Origin of the sequence: Pseudoalteromonas sp. T1lg65 (assembly GCF_051930985.1) — a bacterium.
Lineage (GTDB): Bacteria > Pseudomonadota > Gammaproteobacteria > Enterobacterales > Alteromonadaceae > Pseudoalteromonas.
On record NZ_CP196837.1, the window covers coordinates 633,451 to 657,214 of the forward strand.

Annotated in this window: 24 protein-coding genes and 1 tRNA gene; 21 read left to right on the plus strand and 4 right to left on the minus strand. The window is 43.1% G+C overall.

Translation table 11 applies throughout. The features are described from left to right. Window positions 1-2 precede the first annotated feature (2 nt). The 7 genes from ACSLBF_RS02685 to ACSLBF_RS02715 all read left to right on the plus strand — a co-directional run bounded on the left by ACSLBF_RS02685 (window position 3) and on the right by ACSLBF_RS02715 (window position 8,039). Window positions 3-971, plus strand: a complete 969-nt coding sequence (locus ACSLBF_RS02685) for a TauD/TfdA family dioxygenase (RefSeq protein WP_440055083.1) — start codon at window positions 3-5, stop codon at window positions 969-971. 48 nt (window positions 972-1,019) lie between these two features. Continuing rightward, window positions 1,020-2,288, plus strand: a complete 1,269-nt coding sequence (locus ACSLBF_RS02690; RefSeq protein ID WP_440055084.1) for an efflux RND transporter periplasmic adaptor subunit — start codon at window positions 1,020-1,022, stop codon at window positions 2,286-2,288. Between the two features lie 10 nt (window positions 2,289-2,298). Beyond that, window positions 2,299-3,003, plus strand: coding sequence for an ABC transporter ATP-binding protein (locus tag ACSLBF_RS02695; protein WP_440055085.1), 705 nt, complete (start codon window positions 2,299-2,301; stop codon window positions 3,001-3,003). 15 nt (window positions 3,004-3,018) lie between these two features. Continuing rightward, on the plus strand, window positions 3,019-4,380 hold the full coding sequence (locus ACSLBF_RS02700) for an ABC transporter permease (RefSeq protein ID WP_440055086.1): 1,362 nt from the start codon (window positions 3,019-3,021) through the stop codon (window positions 4,378-4,380). Window positions 4,381-4,391: 11 nt separating this feature from the next. After that, window positions 4,392-5,603, plus strand: a complete 1,212-nt coding sequence (locus ACSLBF_RS02705) for an ABC transporter permease (RefSeq protein WP_440055087.1) — start codon at window positions 4,392-4,394, stop codon at window positions 5,601-5,603. Window positions 5,604-5,880: 277 nt separating this feature from the next. Beyond that, window positions 5,881-7,197, plus strand: coding sequence for an adenylosuccinate synthase (locus tag ACSLBF_RS02710; protein WP_440055088.1), 1,317 nt, complete (start codon window positions 5,881-5,883; stop codon window positions 7,195-7,197). A gap of 215 nt (window positions 7,198-7,412) precedes the next feature. Further along, a complete protein-coding gene (locus tag ACSLBF_RS02715; protein ID WP_440055089.1) occupies window positions 7,413-8,039 on the plus strand; it encodes a tetratricopeptide repeat protein in 627 nt (208 codons plus the stop codon). Between the two features lie 136 nt (window positions 8,040-8,175). Here the strand turns inward: ACSLBF_RS02715 and ACSLBF_RS02720 are convergent, their stop codons facing one another. Continuing rightward, window positions 8,176-10,047 (minus strand): cation:proton antiporter, encoded by a 1,872-nt coding sequence (locus ACSLBF_RS02720; protein ID WP_440055090.1) that lies wholly within the window; start codon window positions 10,045-10,047, stop codon window positions 8,176-8,178. A gap of 572 nt (window positions 10,048-10,619) precedes the next feature. On the opposite strand from ACSLBF_RS02720, the gene proB reads away from it, so the two are divergent. After that, window positions 10,620-11,714 (plus strand): glutamate 5-kinase, encoded by a 1,095-nt coding sequence (gene proB / locus ACSLBF_RS02725; protein ID WP_440055091.1) that lies wholly within the window; start codon window positions 10,620-10,622, stop codon window positions 11,712-11,714. Window positions 11,715-11,717: 3 nt separating this feature from the next. After that, window positions 11,718-12,965 carry a glutamate-5-semialdehyde dehydrogenase gene (locus ACSLBF_RS02730; protein WP_440055092.1) on the plus strand — a complete coding sequence of 416 codons (1,248 nt, stop codon included), beginning with the start codon at window positions 11,718-11,720 and terminating at the stop codon, window positions 12,963-12,965. 106 nt (window positions 12,966-13,071) lie between these two features. Here ACSLBF_RS02730 and ACSLBF_RS02735 read toward each other — a convergent pair. Then, window positions 13,072-13,147 (minus strand) — tRNA-Ala (locus tag ACSLBF_RS02735). A 135-nt stretch (window positions 13,148-13,282) separates the two neighbouring features. Here ACSLBF_RS02735 and ACSLBF_RS02740 point away from each other — a divergent pair. Beyond that, window positions 13,283-13,675, plus strand: coding sequence for a hypothetical protein (locus ACSLBF_RS02740; RefSeq protein WP_440055093.1), 393 nt, complete (start codon window positions 13,283-13,285; stop codon window positions 13,673-13,675). Further along, a complete protein-coding gene (locus ACSLBF_RS02745; protein WP_440055094.1) occupies window positions 13,672-14,175 on the plus strand; it encodes a prolyl-tRNA synthetase associated domain-containing protein in 504 nt (167 codons plus the stop codon). Before ACSLBF_RS02740 ends, ACSLBF_RS02745 begins: the two co-directional genes overlap by 4 nt. Here ACSLBF_RS02745 and ACSLBF_RS02750 read toward each other — a convergent pair. After that, window positions 14,156-15,307 (minus strand): MFS transporter, encoded by a 1,152-nt coding sequence (locus tag ACSLBF_RS02750; protein ID WP_440055095.1) that lies wholly within the window; start codon window positions 15,305-15,307, stop codon window positions 14,156-14,158. The two genes, ACSLBF_RS02745 and ACSLBF_RS02750, sit on opposite strands and share 20 nt — an antisense overlap. 189 nt (window positions 15,308-15,496) lie before the next feature. Here ACSLBF_RS02750 and ACSLBF_RS02755 point away from each other — a divergent pair, with 189 nt between their 5' ends. The 4 genes from ACSLBF_RS02755 (at window position 15,497) to ACSLBF_RS02770 (ending at window position 18,535) form a co-directional block, all read left to right on the plus strand. Next, window positions 15,497-16,036, plus strand: a complete 540-nt coding sequence (locus ACSLBF_RS02755) for a DUF2058 domain-containing protein (protein ID WP_440056188.1) — start codon at window positions 15,497-15,499, stop codon at window positions 16,034-16,036. A gap of 99 nt (window positions 16,037-16,135) precedes the next feature. Next, the gene (locus ACSLBF_RS02760) at window positions 16,136-16,459 is read left to right on the plus strand and encodes a c-type cytochrome (RefSeq protein WP_440055096.1); all 324 of its coding nucleotides are present in this window, start codon (window positions 16,136-16,138) and stop codon (window positions 16,457-16,459) included. A gap of 124 nt (window positions 16,460-16,583) precedes the next feature. Continuing rightward, window positions 16,584-17,351, plus strand: coding sequence for a class II aldolase/adducin family protein (locus ACSLBF_RS02765; protein WP_440055097.1), 768 nt, complete (start codon window positions 16,584-16,586; stop codon window positions 17,349-17,351). Window positions 17,352-17,359: 8 nt separating this feature from the next. After that, complete coding sequence (locus ACSLBF_RS02770; protein ID WP_440055098.1) at window positions 17,360-18,535, plus strand: mandelate racemase/muconate lactonizing enzyme family protein; 1,176 nt, start codon at window positions 17,360-17,362, stop codon at window positions 18,533-18,535. Window positions 18,536-18,610: 75 nt separating this feature from the next. On the opposite strand, the gene suhB is transcribed toward ACSLBF_RS02770, so the two are convergent. Then, window positions 18,611-19,414, minus strand: coding sequence for an inositol-1-monophosphatase (gene suhB / locus ACSLBF_RS02775; protein WP_440055099.1), 804 nt, complete (start codon window positions 19,412-19,414; stop codon window positions 18,611-18,613). Between the two features lie 250 nt (window positions 19,415-19,664). On the opposite strand from suhB, the gene trmJ reads away from it, so the two are divergent. The 6 genes from trmJ (at window position 19,665) to hscB (ending at window position 23,746) form a co-directional block, all read left to right on the plus strand. After that, complete coding sequence (gene trmJ, locus ACSLBF_RS02780) at window positions 19,665-20,390, plus strand: tRNA (cytosine(32)/uridine(32)-2'-O)-methyltransferase TrmJ (RefSeq protein WP_440055100.1); 726 nt, start codon at window positions 19,665-19,667, stop codon at window positions 20,388-20,390. 262 nt (window positions 20,391-20,652) lie between these two features. Beyond that, a complete protein-coding gene (gene iscR / locus ACSLBF_RS02785) occupies window positions 20,653-21,144 on the plus strand; it encodes a Fe-S cluster assembly transcriptional regulator IscR (protein WP_440055101.1) in 492 nt (163 codons plus the stop codon). 24 nt (window positions 21,145-21,168) lie between these two features. Continuing rightward, window positions 21,169-22,383 (plus strand): IscS subfamily cysteine desulfurase, encoded by a 1,215-nt coding sequence (locus ACSLBF_RS02790; RefSeq protein WP_440055102.1) that lies wholly within the window; start codon window positions 21,169-21,171, stop codon window positions 22,381-22,383. Between the two features lie 60 nt (window positions 22,384-22,443). After that, a complete protein-coding gene (iscU, locus tag ACSLBF_RS02795) occupies window positions 22,444-22,827 on the plus strand; it encodes a Fe-S cluster assembly scaffold IscU (RefSeq protein WP_440055103.1) in 384 nt (127 codons plus the stop codon). Between the two features lie 9 nt (window positions 22,828-22,836). Further along, complete coding sequence (gene iscA, locus ACSLBF_RS02800; RefSeq protein ID WP_440055104.1) at window positions 22,837-23,160, plus strand: iron-sulfur cluster assembly protein IscA; 324 nt, start codon at window positions 22,837-22,839, stop codon at window positions 23,158-23,160. A gap of 61 nt (window positions 23,161-23,221) precedes the next feature. After that, on the plus strand, window positions 23,222-23,746 hold the full coding sequence (gene hscB, locus ACSLBF_RS02805; protein ID WP_440055105.1) for a co-chaperone HscB: 525 nt from the start codon (window positions 23,222-23,224) through the stop codon (window positions 23,744-23,746). The last annotated feature ends 18 nt before the right edge of the window (window positions 23,747-23,764 follow it).

The following is a 23,764-nucleotide window of genomic DNA, read 5'->3' on the forward strand; positions in this document are numbered from 1 at the left end:
CCATGCTAGCAACTCAATATGGTATTGACGATCTGGAACTAGTAGCAGGCAAAAAACTATTGCTTAATGTATCGACCAATGGTGAAAAATTACTGGATTGGGCTGAAAACAATGCAGAAGCAATCGATCAACTTGTACAACAATCGGGTGCTTTGGTAATTAGAGGGTTGAAAATTCACAGTAGTAAGCAATTTGGTCAACTACTTTCAACTCTTTTTCAAGCTGAACTGCTGAACTATAGCTATCGCTCGACTCCGAGAACTGAGTTACGTGGCAATGTTTACACTGCCACGGAATATCACCCAGCTCAGACCATCCCGCAACATAATGAAAATGCGTATTCAAATCGTTGGGCAATGCGTCTGGGATTATGTTGCTTGCTCCCGAGTCCTGTAGGTGGAGAGACTCCACTGGCCGATAGTCGCGAAGTTTATAATTTGATTCCTAAGGAAATCAGAGAAGAATTTGAAGCTAAAAAAGTAATGTATGTCAGAAACTACGGAGACATCGATTTACCTTGGAGCGAGGTTTTTCAAACTGATAACAAAGACGAAGTGGCGCAATACTGTAAAGCCAATCATTTAGACTTTGAGTGGGTAGATGAAAATACTTTACGCACCAGTCAGGTCAACCCTGCCGTAGCTACCCATCCGGTAACGAAAGAAAAGGTTTGGTTCAACCAAGCACACCTTTTCCACATTTCTAATCTAGATAAAGACACGCAGGAAAGTCTGCTTTCAACGCTTGGAGTAAATAACCTACCTCGTAACTCATACTTTGGTGATGGTAGTGAAATTGATGCAAAATCTTTACAAGTTATTCGAGATGCTTACAATGAGGTAACATTCTCATTTCCATGGCAAAAAAGCGACCTTATATTGGTTGATAATATGCTTTATACCCATGGGCGAAAACCATTCAGTGGAGAGCGTAAAGTGTTAGTAGGTATGGCACGCGAGCATGGTTGGTAAGTTCGGGAAGGTGGTTGTTAATTTAAGGAAGTATTGAGGAAGAAGTAAATGAGAGATACATCAGGGCAGGATATTACCATTGAGCCACAAGCACGTAATAAGAAGCGGTTCACTATCTGGGGGGTTCTAATAATTGCAATTACAGTTATAGGATTCGGCATTGTAAAAGTAAATGAATTGTTAAGTGCAGACCAGTCAGTGTCAGTTAATGAGCTTCGCACTGCCCGGGTGATCCGGGGGGACTTGATCCAAGATATTAACACTCAAGGACAAGTGGTTTCGGCGAATAGTCCTACTCTTTATGCGCCACATGAGGGAGTGGCAGAGCTACTTGTAAAAGCCGGTGAAACCGTCGAAGCGGGTCAACTACTGGTTAAAATCGATAGTCCAGAATTAACAAACCAGCTAGCGCAGGAAGAGGCGAGGTTGGATGAATTAAAAATGGAAGTAGAACGTCAGCAAATAGAAAATAACACTCGTTTACTCGATGCGAAACAAACCATTGAACAGAGTGAAGTTAACCTCAATTTGCAGCGTAAAAATATGTCTAGGGCGCAGCTGAGTATTTCTCAAGCTTTGATTAGTAAACAAAGCTTTGAAGTTATCGAAAGCGAAATGCAAAAGGAAGAGTTAGCTTTTAAACATGCCAAACAAGCTTATGACTTGCTAGAAAGTTCTCTGGCATTTGAACTCAAGACTAAGAAAAGACAGCTAGAGCGTCAGCAGTTTGTTGTCGATGATTTACATCGGCAACTGGAACAATTGAGTTTGCGCTCTCCACTTGAGGGGATTGTTGGTCTGGTCAATATTCGTGACAGAGATCACGTAGCCATGAATGCTCCACTGATTACCGTCGTGGACTTGAGTCATTTTGAAGTCAAAGTGGCAATCGCAGAAAGCTATGCAGATAGCCTTTCTCCTGGGCTAGAAGCCGTCATCAACGTTAATAATCGAGACTATAAAGGCACGGTTACGGCGATATCACCAGAAGTAAATAACGGAGAGGTGGTTGGACTTCTTAGTTTTAATGATGGAACACCTGAAGGGTTACGTCAGAATCAACGTGTGAATGCGCAAATTTTTATTCAGACGAAAAAAGACGTCTTAAAAGTACGTCGAGGACAATTTGTTGAGTCTGGAGGATCAAGGATTGCTTATGTCGTTAATGGTGATCAAGCGTTGAAAACGAGTATCAGGCTTGGTGCAAAAAGCTTACGAGAAGTCGAGGTGCTACAGGGTCTAGAGGAAAACCAAGAAATCGTTATTTCTAACCTCGAATCGTTTAATAGAAAACCTACAATTCAAATAATAAATTAAGGAATTCGACATGCTAAAAATGCAGGGAATTAAAAAAGTATTTCGTACTGAACTAGTTGAAACACACGCCCTTAAAGGTGTTGATTTAGAAATTAAAAAGGGTGAATTTGCGGCGATAACTGGCCCTTCAGGATCGGGAAAGTCGACTTTTTTGAATATCATGGGGTTACTGGAAGATTTTACCGCTGGTGAGTACCTACTTGATGGTATTTCAGTGAAAGGCATGGGGGATGATCAAAAGTCTCGGTTACGAAACGAGAAGATAGGTTTTATATTCCAAAGCTTTAACTTACTTCCAGATTTACCTTTGTATGACAATATTGATGTGCCATTACGTTACAGGGGGCTTGATAAAAAACAGCGCCATGAGCGAATAATGAACGCGTTAGAAACGGTTGGCTTAGCAAATCGTCACAAACATTTACCGACTCAATTATCTGGTGGGCAGCAGCAAAGAGTTGCCATTGCTCGCGCAATTGCTGGTGATCCTGCAATTATTTTGGCGGATGAACCAACCGGTAACCTAGACTCAAAGATGGCAGAGTCGGTGATGCAATTACTCGAAAAGATCAATCGTGATGGCGCGACCATAATAATGGTTACACACGATGACATTTTAGCTAAACGAGTAGGTCGACATATTCAAATATCAGATGGCATGTTAAGCGATATTTCAGAGAATATTACCAGTCAGCCAAAAGTCGCAACGGCATAACAAGCGGGAGTTAACATGATCTCATATAACTTTACTCTTGCGCTGCGAAGCCTGCGAGAGCGCTGGCAATTAACGCTGATGATGGTTTGTGCTATCGCAGTTGGTATTGGCATTCTTATTACCATCCAAACGATTGCATACAATCAAGCCAAACCACCTTTACCCGGAAAAGCAGAACGCGTTGCCCTGGTTCAGCTAGATCATCGAGATGTCAACGCCAGTGATATTTCGGAGTTGAGAAGGCGTCCCGGTCTAACTTATAAAGATGCCAATAATATAATCAACGGTGAGTTTACTGCAGAACGTCAAACTCTAGCTTGGCCTAGTAACAATATCTTGAGCTTGAATAATCAAGAGGTGAATCCGATTCAATCTGACTCTGTTGCGACTAATCGACATTATTTTTCGATTTTTGATCTGGAGTTTCTCTTCGGAGGGCACTGGCAAGAAGAAGATGATAAATCAGGTAGTCCAGTCATCGTATTGAGTGAACAAGCTAATAATCAACTTTTCGGCGGCCAAAACAGCGTTGGTAAGCAGCTGAACATTGATGGAAAGAGTGTGACTGTTGTAGGAGTTACTAAAACAGTATATGAATCACGTCGTTACCAGCTCGGCGACTTTTTTCCAACTAACCCAAATTCAGCCTTCGTCCCAAGTAGTTTTGCTCTGAATAACAACTTAAATCGTTGGGTGTATATGCAGTGTCATCAAAAAGACAGTGCAAGGGGACGTACATTTGTCACACAAAATGCCAACGAGTTAATGAATTCAGAATGTGGGTTCATCAAATTATGGGCTGAGTTAGCGAGTGCTGATGACATGGACATTTACCAGCAGGAAATAGATCAATATGTTGACCAGCAATATGCGTTAGGGCGTTTTCAGCGGGGTGAAGAGAATTATGTGACATCGCTACTTGGCGTTAATCAATATTGGCAAAACTTTTTCAAAGGTAGAGATCAGTTACGAATTATTGCCCCGTTGTTTTTCTTCATTTGTATATTAAATGCCGTGGGATTGTTATTGGCGAAGTTTACCCGTCAAACATTCGAAATCAGCCTACGCAGAGCATTAGGGGCGAGCAAAAAGGTTCTGATCACCCAATTTACTATCGAAATTCTTTTGGTTGGTATGATAGGAGGATTGCTAGGGGTCGCTATCTCATTCTTTGGACTCAAATTTATGCTGTGGCAGCAGCTTTACGCTGTGGATTTTGAAGTCGCTGCTGAAGTTATTGCAAGCAGCTTTTCTCTGGATTGGTTTATGGTTGGGCAGGCGATGTTAATGTCTCTATTGGCAAGTGTAGTAATGGGAATGTATCCAATATTACGTACAATTAATATTGCACCAGCCCCACAACTGAAGTCGCAGTAAGGAGTGCCAAAATGGAAATTAGACCGATTTTACTGAGTTTAAAGCACAATAAGTTCCTCTCTGGTGTGATTGTGCTACAAGCCGCTCTCGCCTTTTTAGCTCTGTATGTATCGACATCAGATACTTATTTTACGCTCAAGGACTGGAATAAAGCATCTGGATTGCCGCTAGAGGAAGTTATTTCTGTGCGGAGTCGCGCGTACGGTGATATTGATGTAAAAAGCATGATAGATCTTGATGTAGAAAAGCTTAAGTCTCTACCAGGCGTGCTGGCAGTAACACCAAATCGCGGGCGTCCAACAGAAGCACCTAGAGGAAGCTCGCTGTACTTATCTCCGTCGGAAGACGCGCAATCTGAATTGGCGAATATTTTTGAGATGAATGCCAGTGCACTTTCTGTGTTGAAGTTAACTTTACTTGAGGGTCGTGACTTTGCACCTGCAGATGTATATCGCGGACCTACTGATGAAGGTGGTGCTGCTGTAGTGATGATCAGTGAGGCAATGTCCAAAGCTTTATTTGGTAATGAAAGTGCGATTGGCAAATCTTTATACCTCGAAAAAGGCGGAGCGCCCGTTTATGTAATTGGTGTTTACAGTAATTTCATTAATGGGGGGCAGCTCAACCGTTTGGGTAAATCGTATAACACGGTTATTCGTCCTCAAGTAACATGGAAAGAAGGTTCAACACCTGATTACTTGGTGCGTGTTGAGCCAAATACTTCAGAGCAGATAAAAGAACGAATAGTTGATGTCTTATATAAAAATAATAGCAACAACCGTTATGTGTCGAATGTCGAAACGTTAACCCGAGTGTTGAAGCGTATGTATGATGGTAGAAGTAGTGACGCTGCTGTGTTATTGGGAGTTTCACTTTTATTGATATTCGTTGCTAGTCTTGGCACAACTGGCCTAGTTGCATTTTTGATTAGTCAAAGACGTAAGCAAATTGGTATCAGAAGAGCGCTAGGCGCTACCAATAAAATGGTTATAAGATACTTTTTATTAGAAAACTCAATCCTGGTTTTTATAGGATTAGGTATTGGCCTACTACTGATTTTCACCCAGTTTATTTTGTCTGCTCAGGCGACAGGTGATTTGAATATCAGCTTTCCGATAATGCTAACTTGCGCGTTATTCACTTGGCTGGTTAATGTGTTTGCGGTTTATCTACCAGCCAGAAAGGTGGTTAATATTTCCCCTGCGATTGCGACCAGAGGATAAATAAAAATTATCTTAGAGTGGAGCATGGTCTTAAGAAAATAAAAAGCTAAGGCCATGCTTTACTGTTTTATAGAGCCGTTTATTCTCCTTCAGAATAAAGACTAGCTATTTGATCTGAAAGAAAGAATCTGTAGCTGGTATCCAGCGTTACTGACCAGTCAGGTAAAGTAAGTTGACTTCACTCTGTTTGTAAGCAGAAAAAATAAGCAAATTGGGGTGATCTTGGCTATGGTTTTCTGATAAAATCTGCGCCTAATTTTTTCTAAGTGAATTTGCAATGGGTAAAAACGTCGTTGTATTGGGCACCCAGTGGGGTGACGAAGGTAAAGGTAAGGTAGTTGATCTACTGACAGATAAAGCTTCATTAGTTGTGCGCTACCAAGGTGGTCACAACGCAGGTCACACGTTAGTGATCAATGGTGAAAAGACAGTGTTACATTTGATCCCATCAGGTGTTTTACGTGAAAACGTAAAATGTGTGATTGGTAATGGTGTTGTACTTGCGCCAGACGCGTTAATGAAAGAAATCAAAATGCTTGAAGAGCGTAACGTTCCAGTTCGTGAACGCTTGCTTATCAGTGAAGCATGTCCTCTCATTTTGCCTTACCATGTTGCACTAGACCAAGCTCGCGAACTTGCGCGTGGTGAAAAAGCAATTGGTACAACGGGTCGTGGTATCGGTCCAGCTTACGAAGACAAAGTCGCTCGTCGCGGTCTTCGCGTTGGTGATCTATTTAACCCTGAGCAATTCGCAGCGAAACTTAAAGAAGTCCTTGAGTACCATAACTTTACATTGGTTAACTACTACAAAGTTGATGCTGTTGACTTCCAGAAAACCTACGATGATGCAATGGAAATTGCGAAAGTACTTAAGTCAATGATCGTTGATGTGACTGAGCTACTAGATCAAGCGCGTAATGCCGGTGATCATATTTTATTTGAAGGTGCACAAGGCACATTATTGGATATCGACCACGGTACGTATCCATATGTGACATCATCAAATACAACGGCAGGTGGTGTTGCAACCGGTGCTGGTTTTGGTCCTCTTCACTTAGATTATGTGTTAGGTATTGTAAAAGCCTATACAACGCGCGTTGGTTCAGGTCCTTTCCCGACAGAACTTTACGATGGTCAAGATAAGCAAGACCCAGTTGGTCGTCACTTAGGTGAAAAAGGCCACGAGTTTGGTGCGACAACGGGTCGTTTACGTCGTACTGGCTGGTTTGATGCAGTGGCTATGCGCCGTGCAGTACAAATCAATAGTATCTCTGGTTTTTGTTTAACTAAGCTGGATGTGCTTGACGGTCTTGAATCCGTTAAAATCTGTACTGGTTACCAACTAGAAGATGGCACAGTCACTAATGTAACTCCACTAGCTGCTGAAGGTTACGAGAAAGTAACCCCTATCTACGAAGAGATGCCTGGTTGGAGCGAAAAGACTTTTGGTGCGACGTCATTAGAGCAGCTGCCAGAAGCCGCAATCAACTATATCAAACGCCTAGAAGAAATTACGGGTGTACCAATCGATATCATTTCAACTGGTCCAGACCGTGTTGAAACTATGATTGTTCGCAACCCATTCGGCGAATAATCAGTTACAAAAAGCTGCTTCGGCAGCTTTTTTTGTCACTAAATTTCTCTCAACTATTTCTCTTGTTGGCCGATAACTTGCTTAAGTAATTATCATCAGTGTTACTGGGTAAATTTCCGACAATCTAAAGTAGAACTTGTCAGCTGGTATTTCTGTGTTATTTTTTGACTACTAAGCACCCAGCAACAGCCCAAACGAAAGAAGTTGAGAACCCGATGAATCAAGTCATTCGATGCTTTGCTTTTGCAGCTATAACCTATCTGTCAGTCACCAATACTGACGCAGCAGAACCTATTCAGGCTGTGCCTTTGTATAGCCAAGCTGAATTGCTAGAGTTGATTGAAAAGAACGAGCATTTAACGCGAGTTAAGCTTGATGACTGTCAGCTGGTGCAAGACATTAAAGCTCGAGCAGAGATCATGGAGCTGCCTTCATACCAATTTCTTTATGGTGACATGCTGGCCTACGCAGTATGTGTAGAACGTGATGTAGAGTTAGGTTTGTTTTATATGAGAAAGTCAGCGGAGCAAGGGTTAGCCCCAGCTCTGGAGCAGCTTGGTCGTTATTACGACGTTGGTCAATTAGTACAAGCGGATAAAGCAATGGCGATTACTTATTTACGAGAAGCAGCGTCACTGGGAAATATCAATGCTCAAGTCCGTCTTGTGGACATATTTAATCAAGGTCACGGCAGTCCAAGAGACTATGAAGATGCTTATCGGTGGTTATTTCACTCGATAGTGTCTGACAAAAAGCTCCATAAACGGATTGAGTTATCGTTATCAAAACTTGCTGAAAAAATGCCGGATAGCGTCGTCACACGTGCAAGAATGCCAATGTAAGTCAGTTTGGATAAGCGCCTTGAAAGAACATTGAATTAATGACAGGCGATTAGTCCAAATTTAATGTCGACATCCCGTTTAATATTATCCTTAATCAGTGCAGATAGCGGCCACCTAGTTTATGTACTGTAAGTGATCAGCTCATCTGCTGATCACTTAATTTGGCACCCACAGGGCCTTCTTTTTGTAATGCCGTATCTTTCAAAACTGACAGTTTAGGGGGTTGCAATGCAAATACTTTTTCCCCTACGTCAGGCAACTTTTCCATGTTGGTGGTAAAAGGCCGCAATTTGACAGGTTCTTCATCATTATTTTGCTCGGTCAGAACAAACAAAGGTATGGCTTCAGGATTAACCTCTTGGTATTGCTGCCAGCTAAACTCTTCAGAAATTCTCGTTACGCTCACTTTCCCCCCTTTTGCCATCATGCTGCTGAGTTTGGCGTAATTCCCTTCCTCGCCAAATAGCACTTGCCTTGATAGAAACGTGGCGCTGTCTTTGTTGGCTTTGGCATGGTTAGTGGACGATTTTAGTGAATAGACTTGTTGTTCTGTAAGTAAATGAGAAAAATACTGTACGCCCAGCGCATTGTGGTGACGGTTTGGTGACAGGGCCAATACTGACTTCAAACTAGTTAAAGGTAAGTAGCGTTCTGCATGTTCTGATTGAGGGTTGCCGTAGTAACAGGGAAGCCCATCCATTCTGGCCATTTTACAGTTTTCCCAAGCAGGATCAGAAAGATAAATATCAATATGTTGCTCTTTAAGGCCTTTTGCAATCGCTCTTGCGACATGATTCGCGCCGATCAGTAATACCGTACTGGGTTTGGGTTGTCTAACACCAAGTAGTCTCGCAAATGGCGTGGCGGTAAGGCTTTGTAGTACCACAGTAACAATGATAACCGTAAAAATCAGTGGGACCATTTTGTGCGAATCAACGATACCGGATTTAGTCATGCTCAGCGCAAATACCGAGCCGACCGCTGCGGCAACAATCCCTCTTGGGGCAATCCAAGACAGTAATATTCGCGATTTTAGGGGCAGATCGGTGTTAAAGGTTGAAACCAAAATGGACAATGGTCTAGCAATGAATAGTACAATCGCGAGAAAAATAAACACCTTAATGTCTAGCAACATCAAATCTTCAAGTTTCAAGCGTGCAGCTAGTAAAATGAATAGGCTAGAAATCAATATCATTGACAAGTCTTCTTTAAATTCCAAAACGGAGTCAATTTCCAAGTCATCTTGATTTGCGAGCCAGATCCCAAAGACGGTTACAGCAAGTAACCCAGACTCATGGCTCAGATGATTCGCTAATGTGAAGCTAAATAGCACCAAGGCCAAAATTGCAAACTTATGCAGTTCAAAAGGTAGCCACTCTCGGCGAATCAAAACGCTTGTTAGCCAACCTGCGACAACCCCAATAGTGATCCCAACGCCCAGCGTAGAAACCAGTGCCCATAGTGTATGGCTTAGTACTTCTGCACTACCAACTAAGGTTACGGCTTCAAAAACCAAAACGGCAAATAGTGCTCCTATAGGATCGATGACGATACCTTCCCAACGCAAAATTCGATCGATATCTTTATCTGGACGCATGGCGTTGAGCATTGGAGCGATAACCGTAGGTCCAGTTACAACCAGTACCGCACCTAGCACGGCGGCAACTTGCCAGTTAAGTTCGAGAATATAAATTGCCGATAAGGAAATAATTGCAAAGGTTGTCAGCATGCCAATAGAGCAAAGGTTTCGAACGACTTTCCCAATGCCTTTTAATTCCTTGAAATGCAGCGTTAAAGAGCCTTCAAATAAAATCACAGCAACAGACAAAGAGACTACGGGAAAGAGCAAATCACCGAGTAATAAATCAGGATCAAGGGTGCCACTAAACGGACCTAATGCGAGGCCCACAAGCAATAAAAACAAAATGGCGGGTACTTTAAAAGCCCAAGCAAGCCACTGTGCGAGTACAGAGCAAACTGCGATTCCTGCAATGTAAATTGCTGACATATTTTCTCCTGCGTTGGGAGTGCATTGTTACTATTGACTCAGTATAGCGCTCTCACTGTTATATCACAGTGACAGTAAGAATAAACGCGATAATACATTGAATTTAATATATTATTACTTTTATTTATGGCGGTAATAAATAATTAATATGAATGTGGGTTGCAATCACCGAGCGGTCTACGCTAAGGTATATAGCGTTTTTAGAGCGGGGCAACTCGCGCGGTCATAACATTCTACTCTTTGCGCAATCATTCATTGCGGTTCAGGCCTTTCCAGCCGTACCAAACCATGGTGCCCCTGTTGGAAGCGGCTCGACAACGAGGTGTAAATACTCGATGTCACAATCAATCTTTTTAGTGAAATAACAGCCAGTGTAATTGACTACTGTGACTGTATTCGGCTTTTTTGCTGCTCTCAAGTGCTAATTGTTTAGTCCTTTGCTTGAGCATGCCTGTCGTCTTTACATTCGAAATACAAGTGACAACCGGGTTGTTTTTTGCTGAATGGTATCCAATGGGAGTAACAGATTGCCAGAGAATAGAGTTGGAGTTAGCAAAAGCAGGTGTCAATCGATGAAAAAATCGAAAAGAATAGTGATAAAAATAGGTAGTGCGCTTATCGCCCCTGAGCAAGATGGGTGTCGATCACGTTATTTACTGAGTATCGCGCAGTTTATTGTGCGGTGCCGAACCCGAGGGATCGAAGTGATCCTAGTTTCATCAGGTTCTGTGGCTGCAGGTTCGCATTTATTTCCTAATACAGAGAATGCAACCATTGCAGTAAAAAAAGCCATGGCAGCGGCAGGACAAACCGAAATGATGGCGACGTGGGACCGCTTTTTTGATTTTCCATCAGCACAGATTTTATTAACCCATGGTGATCTTCGAGACAGAGAGCGATACACCAGTATTCGTGAAACAATATTCACTTTACTGGATCATGGGATCCTGCCTATTATCAACGAAAACGACACTGTAACCACCGACGATTTAAAGGTGGGAGATAACGATAATCTATCGGCAATGGTCGCAGCTGCCGCGGATGCAGATACTTTAATTATTTGCTCGGATGTTAAAGGGTTATACAACAAAAACCCGAACCTACACGCAGACGCTGAGCTAATTCCTGAAGTAACAGTGATCACTGAAGAAATCTACGATATGGCAGGATGTCCTACAAGCAAAGTGGGCACAGGTGGTATGAAAACCAAAATTGAAGCGGCTGAGAAAGCCATTTCTCATGGTATTGATACTTTTATCGTGAATGGTTTTGAGGAAACTACGTTCGATTTATTACTTGCGGGAAATAACCCTGGAACAGTCTTCCTAGCTTCGGAAACGCCGATGCAAGAGGCGGTTCATTGGATGACGCACACAGCTTCGGAGCAAGGTGAGTTAGTTGTTGAAGACGATTACGACATGTCTGATGAGCACGCGGTTCTGAGCGGTGAATCCATTACGGAAGTAAAAGGGGAGTTTTCTGTTGGCGATACCGTGCTCGTGCGCAGTGAAGATGGTACTCGTTTGGCAAAAGCAACGACCAATTACAGTAGCTGTCTACTGAACTTTTTAGCAGAACAAGATGAAAGTCCGATCAGTGAGAAGATACAAGACAGCATTGGTCCGGTGATTTCAGAACAAGATATAGCATTATTGGAGAAGTCTTAAGTTATGAACTTAATCAAATCGATTTCAACAGAAGCGGCACAAGCTGCAAAAAAATTAGCGTTACTAACTACCAATGAAAAAAACCAGGTGCTTACCGATATGGCGAAAGCTATCCGAAGTAAAGCAGCTGAAATTATCAAAGCCAATGAGGCTGATTTGGCGGCAGCACGTGATAATCAACTCAGTGCAGCCATGATCGATCGTTTGACCTTGAACGAAGAACGGATCAACGCTATGGCCGAAGGGATTGAGACCATTGTTGAATTAGCTGATCCGGTTGGTGCAACAAGAGACATGGGGGTAAGACCGAATGGCATTAAAATTAGTAAGATGCGAGTGCCATTGGGTGTTGTGTGCATGATCTACGAGGCGCGACCTAATGTTACCGCTGATGCGGGAGCACTGTGTTTCAAATCTGGTAACGGCGTCATTTTAAGAGGCGGTAAGGAAGCCCTAAAGAGTTCTTTGGCTATCGCAGAAGCAATGCACGAAGTATTAACTCAGCATGGATTACCAAAGGCGCTAATTTCGGTGGTCCCAGATCCAGATCGCGGTTTGTTGATGGAGTTAATGCAGCAAAAAGATTACATCGATCTGATTATTCCGCGTGGTGGTGAAGGATTAATTAACTTTGTGACTGAAAACAGCACCGTGCCAGTGATCCAGCATTTTAAAGGGGTGTGTCATTTATACATAGATAAAGACGCGAACCTAGATAAAGCGATTGCGTTGTTGCTAAATGGCAAAACTCAGCGTACGGGCGTTTGTAATGCCCTTGAAGGATTAATAGTACATCAAGATATTGCTGCTCAATTTTTACCACTTGCCGCGACCGAACTCGCCAAGCACGGTGTGAAAATCAATGCCTGTGCTAATTCAGTTCAATATTTTGATGGCGCGACAGAGCTGGCGGACAACGAGTTCGGAGAAGAATATCTGAGTCTAGAAATCGCGGTGCGCCAAGTTGCTGATTTTGCTGCTGCACTCGAACACATTGATCGCTTTGGTAGCCATCATACAGAGGTCATTTGTACCGAAAATCAACAAACTGCAACGCTATTTCAACGTAGTGTTGATGCGTCGGTTGTAATGGTTAATGCGTCTTCTCGCTTTAGCGATGGTTCAGAGTTAGGGTTGGGTGCGGAAATTGGTATTGCGACGACTAAACTACATGCCTACGGGCCCATGGGGCTGGAGTCACTAACAACTGAAAAGTTCTTGGTAAATGGTGAAGGCCAAACTCGTCAGTAGGTAATTGAAAATAAGTTAAGAGGCTCGGATTTAATTTCGGGCTTTTTTTATGTTCTAAAAAGACGACTGATAAAATAAAAAGGGTACTGACGGAGATGACGAAAAGTGGTGGAGCTAAGCAGGATCGAACTGCTGACCTCCTGCGTGCAAGGCAGGCGCTCTCCCAGCTGAGCTATAGCCCCACATTCCGTCTTTTGGACGAAGCGAAATTTAATCATTTTTTTTTAGCGAGTCAACCTTAGCATAAAAAAATTTCGATTTTTTTTATGCGTCTTTGTTACACTGGGCGAAAAGATAAGAAGGCATCTTGCAAAGTTATGTTTCGTTATGTTTTATCGTTTGTGTTCTTATGTAGTCTTAGCGGCTGTGCCAGTAATTCTGAGCCGGACCCGCTCATTATTGAAAAACAAACCTTGCACACAAGGGTCAATGATAATGGGGCATCTGAATTCGCTTTTATTGTGACGGTTGAGGCAACGCCACGCTTTCAATTGAGCTCTCAACGCGCACCAACCCGAAAAGAAATCCGTAAATTTGCCGAACAGGAACGTGTAGAAGATACTCCAGCATTGAAACTTCAGCTAGAAGATCGGGCCGTGGCTGAGCTAAAAAAAGAATTGATGGCGGCTCAATACTGCACTGCTGGGTATCGAATCGATGAAGTGTTCTGGAAAGAACGAAGTGTACAGTTGCGTGGAGAGTGTTTGTGATTAGAAATAATCCAGATTCATTGCAGGTCACAATGGAACGCCTTGGTATTAGCTATTTGGATTATGAACACCCAGCGCTTCATACTTGTGATGATGCTGATAGGTTATCCTTAGAACGCCAAGGTTGTAGATTAAAAAACCTATTCTTGCGAGATAATTACGGCAAGCGACACTTTCTGTTGATTGTGCCAGCTGATAAAAAGGTGGATTTAAAAGCGTTGTCAAAGTCACAAGCATTATCACGGTTAGGATTCGCCTCTCAAGAACGGTTAGCGAAATATTTGGGGGTTGAGCAAGGTTGTGTATCTGCGCTGGCGACCGCAAATGATGAGCAAAACTTAGTGGAATTATGGTTAGATGAATCACTGCAGCAGGAGGCATTATGGCAATGCCACCCATTAGTAAATACTAAAACTTGGGTGCTAAGCCTAGATGATTTAAAGCGCTTTTGGTTCCAAACAGGACACCAGCCTAGTTGGGTTACTGTACCTTCTCTATAACTTGTTTTTCCAAACTTCGGCTATGTAAACACAAGCCTAAACCTATCGCACATACGCTGGTTAAGGTGACGATGAAGCCAGTAAATCCTGTGCGTTCATATACTAAACCTGGCAAATAAGTACCAAGTACGCCACCAGTGTAATAAAAGGATACATACGCTCCATTTGTCACGGTTGATGCTGCGTTGCTCAAGGTGTTGGAAAATGGCGCCGCCGTCGCATGGATCATAAACATACACGCACAGATGAGGGTAAATAAAACGATAAATAAGGATAAATTAGCACTTTGCATGGTCAGTAAACTCAAGGCATATCCTGCAAATAACAGCCACAATAATTGCCAAGTTGAGCGAACTCGCTTTTGTACAAACGGTATGAAGAGTGCCGCTATCGCGCCAAGCAAATAACCAGTGTAAACCCATCCTACCTGAGTTGGACTTTGAATACCGAAGTCATGTTTTAGCACAAAAGGCAAGAAATTGAGTAATCCAGAAAAACAGAAAAACATACAAAAGACCGAGCAATACAGTTTTAATAAATCACTTTGGCGAAGCGGTTTTAGGTAGCTAGAAATACTCGTATTTGTTTTGCTATTCGCTATTCCAGAATTGGTATTAATAAGGAGCGCTAGTACTAGTAAACCTAGAGCATTGAAGTAATAAAAACTTTGCCAATCAAGTAAAGTAGCAAAGTTAGCTGCTAATGTTCTACCCAAATAGCCACCGGCAATTGTGCTGCCAATATACATACTCATTTTATGCTTCAGTTGTGACCCCGAAAACGTCTGTCCAACAAAGCCTGTCATTGAAGTTAGCGCCGCTGGAAGCAATAGTCCTTGTAGCAACCGTAAAGTGAGTAATGCTGTGAAGGTTGGCATATGTGGAAACAACACACAGCTGCAGGCAAGTGCTATCATGACCCATTTTAGCGTGGTCAACATATTGCGTTGGGCAAGGAAAATGCCATAACAAATTGGCGCGATGGCGAGTGGTAGCATAGTGACCGACATCAACAGGCCACTTTGCGACGCACTGATCTCGAACATGTCAGCAAACTCAGCGAGTAACGGCTGTGGTGCATAAAGCACAAAAAAGATGAACATAGAACACAGCAGTAAATGAAATATCGGCATAATGGAACAACTCAGATTGTGCGGATGACAAGCCTAACTTAGGTGAATTAAGTTGCCAATAATTTGCGCTAAATCACAACACCCACAAACATTTTTGATAGATTTATCGCAGTCGGTCCATCATGCATCTGGTCAATTCTGTTTGCTGAGTTAAAATAGCTACAAAATCTTATTTTAAGGAGTTGCATGATGGGTTCATTGCAAGAGCAACTGCTCAAGGCTGGCTTAACAACAGAGCATAAAGCGAAAGTAGCTAAAACCGAAAAACGAAAGCAGCAAAAGAAAAAGAAAAAGGGCGCAACCAGTGATCAATCTGATCTGCAAAAGCATATTGAACAAACCAAGCTTGAGCAGCAGAAGAAGGCTGAAGAGTTAAATAGAGCAAAACAAGAAGAGTTGAAAGAAAAAGAGCAGGTCGCTCGGGTGAAGCAAATTCTTGAACATCACAATCAAGACGAAATACGTGGTGATGTGACGTTTAATTTTACTTATCAAAGTAAGATTAAAGAGCTAGAAGTTAATGCTGTGACGCAACAAGCACTAGCAAAAGGGCGTTTAGCAATTTGTGTACTTGAAGGTCAGTTTTATGTACTGCAAGACGAGCCAGCTCGAAAGATTGCCGAAGTAGATGAAAAATATATTGTGTTCCATGTTGAAGATGATGGTCAGGAAAACAAAGATGATGACCCGTATGCAGATTATGAAATTCCAGATGATCTGATGTGGTAAAAGTTGTTTTGGTCATTAGGTTTGTGATTCTTTTAGAAGATCATTTCAGCTTGGTCTACACTTTGAAACGATACTAACCTTAATAAAAAGAGTAATGATATGAGCAAGATAAAAAAACTATTAGTAGGGACTACGATTGCGCTTGGCGCCTTTGGTGCGACAAATTCTATGGCTAATGACGGTGAGGCATTATATACCGCAAAAATGTGCCAAACTTGTCACGGTGCAGAGGGTAAAGCACCAATCATGCCTCTATATCCAAAACTTAATGGCCAAAATAAAGAGTACTTAGCAGCGCAAATGAAAGACATCAAATCAGGCAAGCGCACTAATGGCATGTCGGCGGCCATGAAAGCAATGGTCGCAAATGTGTCTGATGCTGAAATTGATGCTATTGCTGAATACTTATCAAAAGTAAAATAAGCAGCTACCACTTTAGAAACATCAAAAACCACCGCATGTCGGTGGTTTTTAGTTGAAGAACTCGCTTAGCTATTTTAGACTTCTATACATCCAAACTGATTTGGATGTTGTTTAAGGATCTCCCATGTTTGAATTACCAAAACTAAATGTAAAAGATAAAGTCAGTGAACAAGAATGGCAGTTGCGTGTCGACTTGGCCGCTTGTTATCGACTCGTCGAGCACTTTCGTTGGGGAGATCTCATCTACACGCACATGTCGGCGCGCTTGCCGGGAACGGATCAGTACTTGGTTAATGCTTTTGGACTGGCGTTTGATGAAGTAACTGCTTCTAATCTTGTGAAAGTGGATTTACAGGGAAATGTGCTAGATGATACGCCATTTGCAATCAATCCTGCAGGTTTCACGATTCATAGTGCAATTCATGAAGTCCGTGAGGACGCACATTGTGTGATCCATCTACACACCAAAGAAACCGTTGCAGTGGCGAGTCTAGAATGTGGGTTGTTACCACTTAGCCAGCATAGCATGTTCTCATTGCCATCGCTGTCTTATCACGGCTATGAAGGGTTAGCGGTCAATGCTGATGAAAAAGCGCGCTTGCAGCAGGACTTAGGTGACACTAACCATATGCTATTGGTTAATCACGGTGGGCTCACGGTTGGTCCCACGGTAGGTGATGCGTTTATGCGTTTTTATGATCTACAACGTGCGTGCGAAATCCAAGTGGCAATCCAAGCAACCGGACAAAAAGCGGTGCCGGTTCCACAGCCAATCATTGAGAATATTTACAATCAAGCCAAAGTCGTGCACAGCGGAAGCACTGGCGGCCAACTTGCTTGGCCTGCTATGTTACGTAAAGCGTACCGTCTTGATCCCAGCTTTGCTGAATAGGAGTCAAAATGAAAGTTAATCGCGTCGAAGTATTCGATATTCACTGTCCAGACAGACCTGCTTGGACCCCAGTTTTTGTGCGTATCCATACTGATGAAGGCATTTCTGGTGTGGGTGAGGCTGGTCTTGCTTATGATTTGGGGCACAGCGCCGCTGCTAGCATGATTAAAGAAATGGCTGAGGCCTTTTTGATTGGTCATGACCCATTTCAAACTGAATTACTATGGTCTCGCATGCTACGTGAAAGTTTTTGGGGCCTAGGTGGAGGGCCTGTAGTTTATGCAGCCATGTCAGCAATTGATACGGCGCTTTGGGACATCAAAGGTAAAGCGCTGAACTTACCAGTCTACCAATTGCTTGGTGGTAAAGTGAATCCTGAGCTTCGCACTTATGCCTCGCAGCTTCAATTTGACTGGGACAGTGAGTTTAAAGCATTAGTACAACCACATGAATACGCTGAAGCCGCGCACAAAGCCATTGCAGAGGGCTATGATGCGGTAAAAGTTGATCCAATTCAGTACGATAAAGACGGCAACACGTACTATGACCGTACCAAATTGATTTCTAGAGCGGAAATGAAGCTGTATCGTGCCCGCATGAAAGCCATTCGCGAAGCCGTGGGTGATGAAGTTGATATTATTTTTGAATGCCACAGTTTACCAGGTGCAACCTCTGCCATTCAAATTGCTGAGATAGCACAAGAATTTGACTGCATGTACTATGAAGAACCGGTTAACTATTTGAACCACTCACTGCATGCTAAAGTAGCCAACAAGACTTCGGTGCCTATCGCGGGCGGCGAGCGTTTGTATAATCGTTGGGGAGTACGCCCATACTTTGAAGATCAAAGTATCGATGTTTTACAACCTGATATCGGGTTATGTGGCGGTTTTACTGAAACGAAAAAAGTATGTGACTACGCTGATATTTTTGATATTCGCATTCAAGCACATGTGTGCGGTGGCCCTGTTGCAACAGCTGCATCACTGCATTTAGAGACGGCAATTCCAAATTTCTTGATCCACGAACATCATACGTACGCAATTAAAAAGTGGAACCGAGAGTTGTGTATTCAAGATCCTCAGCCAGAAAAAGGCATCTTTAAAGTATCAGAAGAGCCAGGGCTAGGTATTGAATTAAATGACGAAGTTGTCATGCGCTCGGCCAGAGTCGAAATCAAATAACGGCTGTCTTTTCGCGATACCGAAAACAAAAAACCCAAGCTTGTGCTTGGGTTTTTTCGTATTAAAGTCAGTTTGTTACTTCAATAATGACTCTGTAAGCACAGGTCTAATTTCTCTTACAATTGCTTGGCATAGTTTTGGTGCGCCACAGACAATATTACCGCTTCGGTTATAGTTTGCACCGCCTGCAAAGTCAGTAACCATTCCGCCTGCTTCTTTTACCAAAAGCTCACCAGCTGCTGTGTCCCAAGGCTTAAGACCAATTTCAAAGAAACCGTCAACGCGGCCAGCTGCAACATAAGCCATGTCTAGCGCAGCAGAACCAGCACGACGGATATCAGCGGTGTGAATAAATAATGCTTTGAACGCCTCTAAATAAGCGTCCATGTGATGCTTTTGTTTAAATGGGAAACCAGTGGCAAGTACGGTGCCTTGTAAATCTGTCGATTTAGATACACGAAGGCGTTTACTATTTAGTTGGGCACCTTGACCACGTGATGCGGTGAACAGCTCGCTACGGATCGGATCGTAAACCACGGCTTGTTCAACACGGCCCTTTACTTTAAGAGCGATAGAAATCGCAAAGTGAGGAATATCTTTAACAAAATTTGTCGTGCCGTCTAGCGGATCGATAACCCAAAGGTAATCAGCGTCTTTGCCATCATGTTGTCCAAGCTCTTCGCCAACGATAGAGTGGTCAGGGTAAGACTTTAAAATAGTGTCACGAATAATCGCTTCAGCTTCTCTATCGATATTCGTTACTAGGTCGTTAGTACCTTTTTGCGAAGCTTCTACTCTAGATAGATCTTCACACGCACGTAGAATAACCTTACCCGCGTTACGCGCAGCGCGTACCGCAATGTTCAACATTGGATGCATAGCATTACCTTTAGGTTGTAAAAGAACAGGAATATTTCAGCCGGCGTATTCTAGCGACTTTTTGCCTAAAGTAAACAGCAAATAAACAATTATTCTGTGTGTTTTTTGTACTGTTATGAAAGCGTGGGCTTTTTTGCTGTTAGCGATTCACTTAAAACTAATATGCTTCACTGGCACGCAAAAAATGCACTGCTACCTGACCTCGTTGCTATGGTACAATTTGTTATTATTTTTGTTTGAGAAAGACACAATGGCTTTAGAAGATATTCGAATCGTTTTGGTTAATACCTCCCACTCTGGAAATATTGGTTCAGTGGCGCGTGCGATGAAGACCATGGGCTTGTCTAAGTTATATTTGGTCGACCCCGCCTGTGAAGTAGACAGTCACGCCAGTGCTCTGGCTGCGGGAGCAACCGATGTGTTAGGTCGTGCAGTACACGTTGCGACGCTTCAAGAAGCTATCGCCGATTGTAGCTTGACAATAGGCACCAGCGCACGTTCGCGCACGTTATCATGGCCAATGGTCGATCCAAGAGAGTGTGCACAAAAGCTGGTTAAAGAGTCCGAGCAAGGTCCGGTAGCTTTGGTTTTTGGTCGTGAAAATAGCGGATTAACCAATGAAGAGTTACAACTGTGCAATTATCACGTTTGTATCCCCGCAAACCCTGAATATAGCTCGCTCAATTTAGCCATGGCTGTACAGACTCTCGCCTATGAAACGCGAATGACTTACTTAGACTCTCAACAACAGACTCCAGTTGAGGAAGATGATATGGTTTATCCATCGGCAAAACAGATGGAGTTGTTCTACCAACATCTAGAAAATACGCTTAACGACACCGGTTTTATCATCAAACAGCATCCAGGCATGGTGATGACCAAGCTCAAACGTCTGTTTAACCGGGCTCGTCCAGAAGACCAAGAGTTAAATATATTACGTGGCATTTTGAGTTCGGTTGATAAATCAATAAAGTAAACAGGTGACAGAGGCATCATGTGCGGTGTCTCTGACTCGATACAAATATCGAATATACCGTCGTATAAAAATCCCTCACGAATACTTGACTAAATTACTCAGGTAATTACAATGACAGCTAATACTTGAGTAATTTACTCGGATATTATTTGAGTCTAACTCAAATAGCGCAATAAAAGTGCTGCAAACCTAGTCAAATACTTGACTATCTTAGTCAAGTAATTACAATTTGCGGCTTGGTAGATTAACGTGGGGACAGTGTATGAAACTGACATCAAAAGGCAGATACGCCGTGACAGCGATGCTAGACGTGGCGCTACATGCCAGCATTGGTCCTGTCCCTTTAGCTGATATTTCAGAAAGACAAGAAATATCACTGTCTTACCTCGAACAATTATTCGCAAGACTTCGTAAACATGGCTTGGTCAGCTCTGTTCGAGGTCCTGGTGGCGGCTATTTACTGGGCCGTGATTCTAACGCAATTTCGGTCGGTGATGTGATTAATGCAGTGGATGAGTCGGTAGACGCAACCCGCTGTCATGGTGAGGGCAGTGGTTGCCAGAGTGGCGCACGCTGCTTAACTCATTCTTTATGGTCCGATCTAAGCGTCAGAATCGAAGAGTTTTTAAGCAGTATTTCCCTAGCCGAGTTAGTCGCTGACTCAGATGTGCAATCCGTGGCGATGCGCCAAGACAAGCGTGTCAAAAAAGCGATTGAGCAATTAGACAATATTCAAGTGAGCTGCCAGTTATAGCACTGGCGTCAAGCGGAGAAAGAAATGAAGTTACCGATATATCTAGATTATGCAGCAACCACCCCGGTTGATCAGCGCGTTGCAGACGAGATGATGCAGTGCCTGACAATGGATGGTAATTTTGGTAATCCAGCCTCACGTTCACACCGTTTCGGTTGGCAGGCAGAAGAGCTGGTTGACCAAGCGCGTAATGATATCGCTGATTTGATTAACGCTGATCCGCGCGAAATCGTATTTACTTCTGGTGCGACAGAATCAAATAACTTAGCAATCAAAGGTGCAGCGCATTTCTATAAGAAGAAAGGCAAGCATGTGATCACCGCGCGTACTGAGCATAAAGCCGTGTTAGATACCTGTCGTGAACTTGAGCGTCAGGGTTTTGAAGTGACTTACATGGACGTCGAAGAAAACGGTTTACTTGATTTGAACAAGCTTGCTGCGACGATGCGTGATGACACAGTCTTAGTGAGCATAATGCACGTTAATAACGAGCTAGGTGTTATCCAAGACATCGCAACTATCGGCGAAATGTGTCGCGAACGTAAGATCATGTTCCATGTGGATGCGGCGCAAAGCGCAGGCAAAGTTAAAATCGACTTGCAAGAGCTTAAAGTCGACTTTATGTCTTTCTCTGGACACAAAGTTTACGGTCCTAAAGGAATTGGTGCGCTTTACGTTCGTCGTAAACCGCGTGCGCGCCTTGAAGCGCAAATGCACGGCGGTGGCCACGAGCGTGGAATGCGTTCAGGTACATTAGCAACGCACCAAATCGTAGGTATGGGCACTGCGTTTAAAATAGCGAAACAAGATTTTGACAAAGATCACGCTCACATCAGTGCGCTACGTCAGCGTTTACTTGATGGCATCATGGATATGGATGAAGTGTATTTCAACGGTGCAATCGAGCAATCTGTGCCAGGTATCGTGAATATCAGCTTTAACTTTGTCGAAGGTGAAAGCCTTTTAATGGCAGTTAAAGATATCGCGGTTTCATCCGGTTCAGCATGTACATCAGCGAGCTTAGAGCCTTCGTATGTATTACGTGCCCTTGGCCGCAACGATGAATTAGCCCACAGTTCAATCCGATTTAGCATCGGTCGTTTTACAACAGAAGAAGAAATCGACTACACCGTCAAGTTGATTAAAGAGTCTATCGGTCGTCTACGCGAAATGTCTCCACTTTGGGAGATGCATCAAGAAGGGATTGATTTAGATAGTGTTGAGTGGGCGCACCATTAAGCAAGATTTCACCGCAGGCTGAGCTTAAATCAGCCTCGAGCAGGTAGTGAGGAAAAAATTATGGCTTACAGTGATAAAGTTATCGACCATGTAGAGAATCCACGTAACGTAGGTTCTTTAGACAAAAATGACCCAAGTGTTGCAACGGGTATGGTTGGCGCACCAGCGTGTGGTGACGTGATGAAGTTGCAAATCAAAGTATCAGATGAAGGCATCATTGAAGATGCGAAATTCAAAACTTATGGTTGTGGTAGCGCCATTGCTTCATCTTCGCTAGTAACTGAATGGGTTAAAGGTAAGACGCTTGACGAAGCTGCAACGATCAAAAATACCGATATCAGTGCTGAGCTTGAATTACCGCCAGTAAAAATCCACTGCTCAATTTTGGCAGAGGATGCAATCCAAGCAGCTATCGCAGACTACAAGAGCAAACAGGCAAAGTAAGAGACTATTATGGCAGTGACATTAACTGATGCAGCCGCTAATCGTGTATTAGCCTTTTTAGAAAACCGTGGAAAAGGCATTGGGTTGCGCGTTGGGATTAAAACCACAGGCTGTTCAGGTCTTGCTTATGTTCTTGAGTTTGTCGATGAATTGGCAGACGGCGATGAAGTGTTTGAAGACAAAGACGTAAAACTCATCGTCGATGCAAAAAGTCTCGTGTACATCGATGGTACTGAGCTTGATTACACCAAAGAAGGTCTGAATGAAGGGTTTAAGTTCAACAACCCAAATCAGAAAGACGAATGTGGTTGCGGCGAAAGCTTTACGGTTTAAGCGGATTGTAACTTGAATTTTAAAGCCCTGCCTTGGTAGGGCTTTGCTGTATTAGGTAGATATGCGTTACTTCGAACTATTTGATTTACCCATTGATTATCACGTTGACTTAGCTCGGCTTAATAAAGCGTATTTAGAGTTACAACGTGCTGTGCATCCTGATAAGTTTGCAGGCAAAGGCGAGCGTGAAATGTTGCTTGCGGTCCAAAAAACCGCTGAAATCAATGATGCCTTGTCGGTACTCAAGCACCCAGTAAAGCGCGCGGAATACATGTTGAGCGAGAAAGGAGTCGACATTCGCGCTGAGCAAAAAACATTGCAAGATCCGATGTTTTTAATGCAGCAAATGGAGCTGCGTGAAGCGTTGGAAGAGATCCCGTCGAGTAGCGATCCAGATAGCGCGATTGCAGACTTTGAAAAGCAAATCAAACAGCTAGATAAAGAATTCAGTGAGTCATTGGCTGAACAACTCGCCAGTGACGATCTCCACATGTTGGAAACCGCTGCTGACAACATTCGTAAGCTAAAATTCGTATACAAACTACGAGATGAGCTAACACGCATCGAAGATGAATTATTCGATTGATGATAGTTGCTATCAACA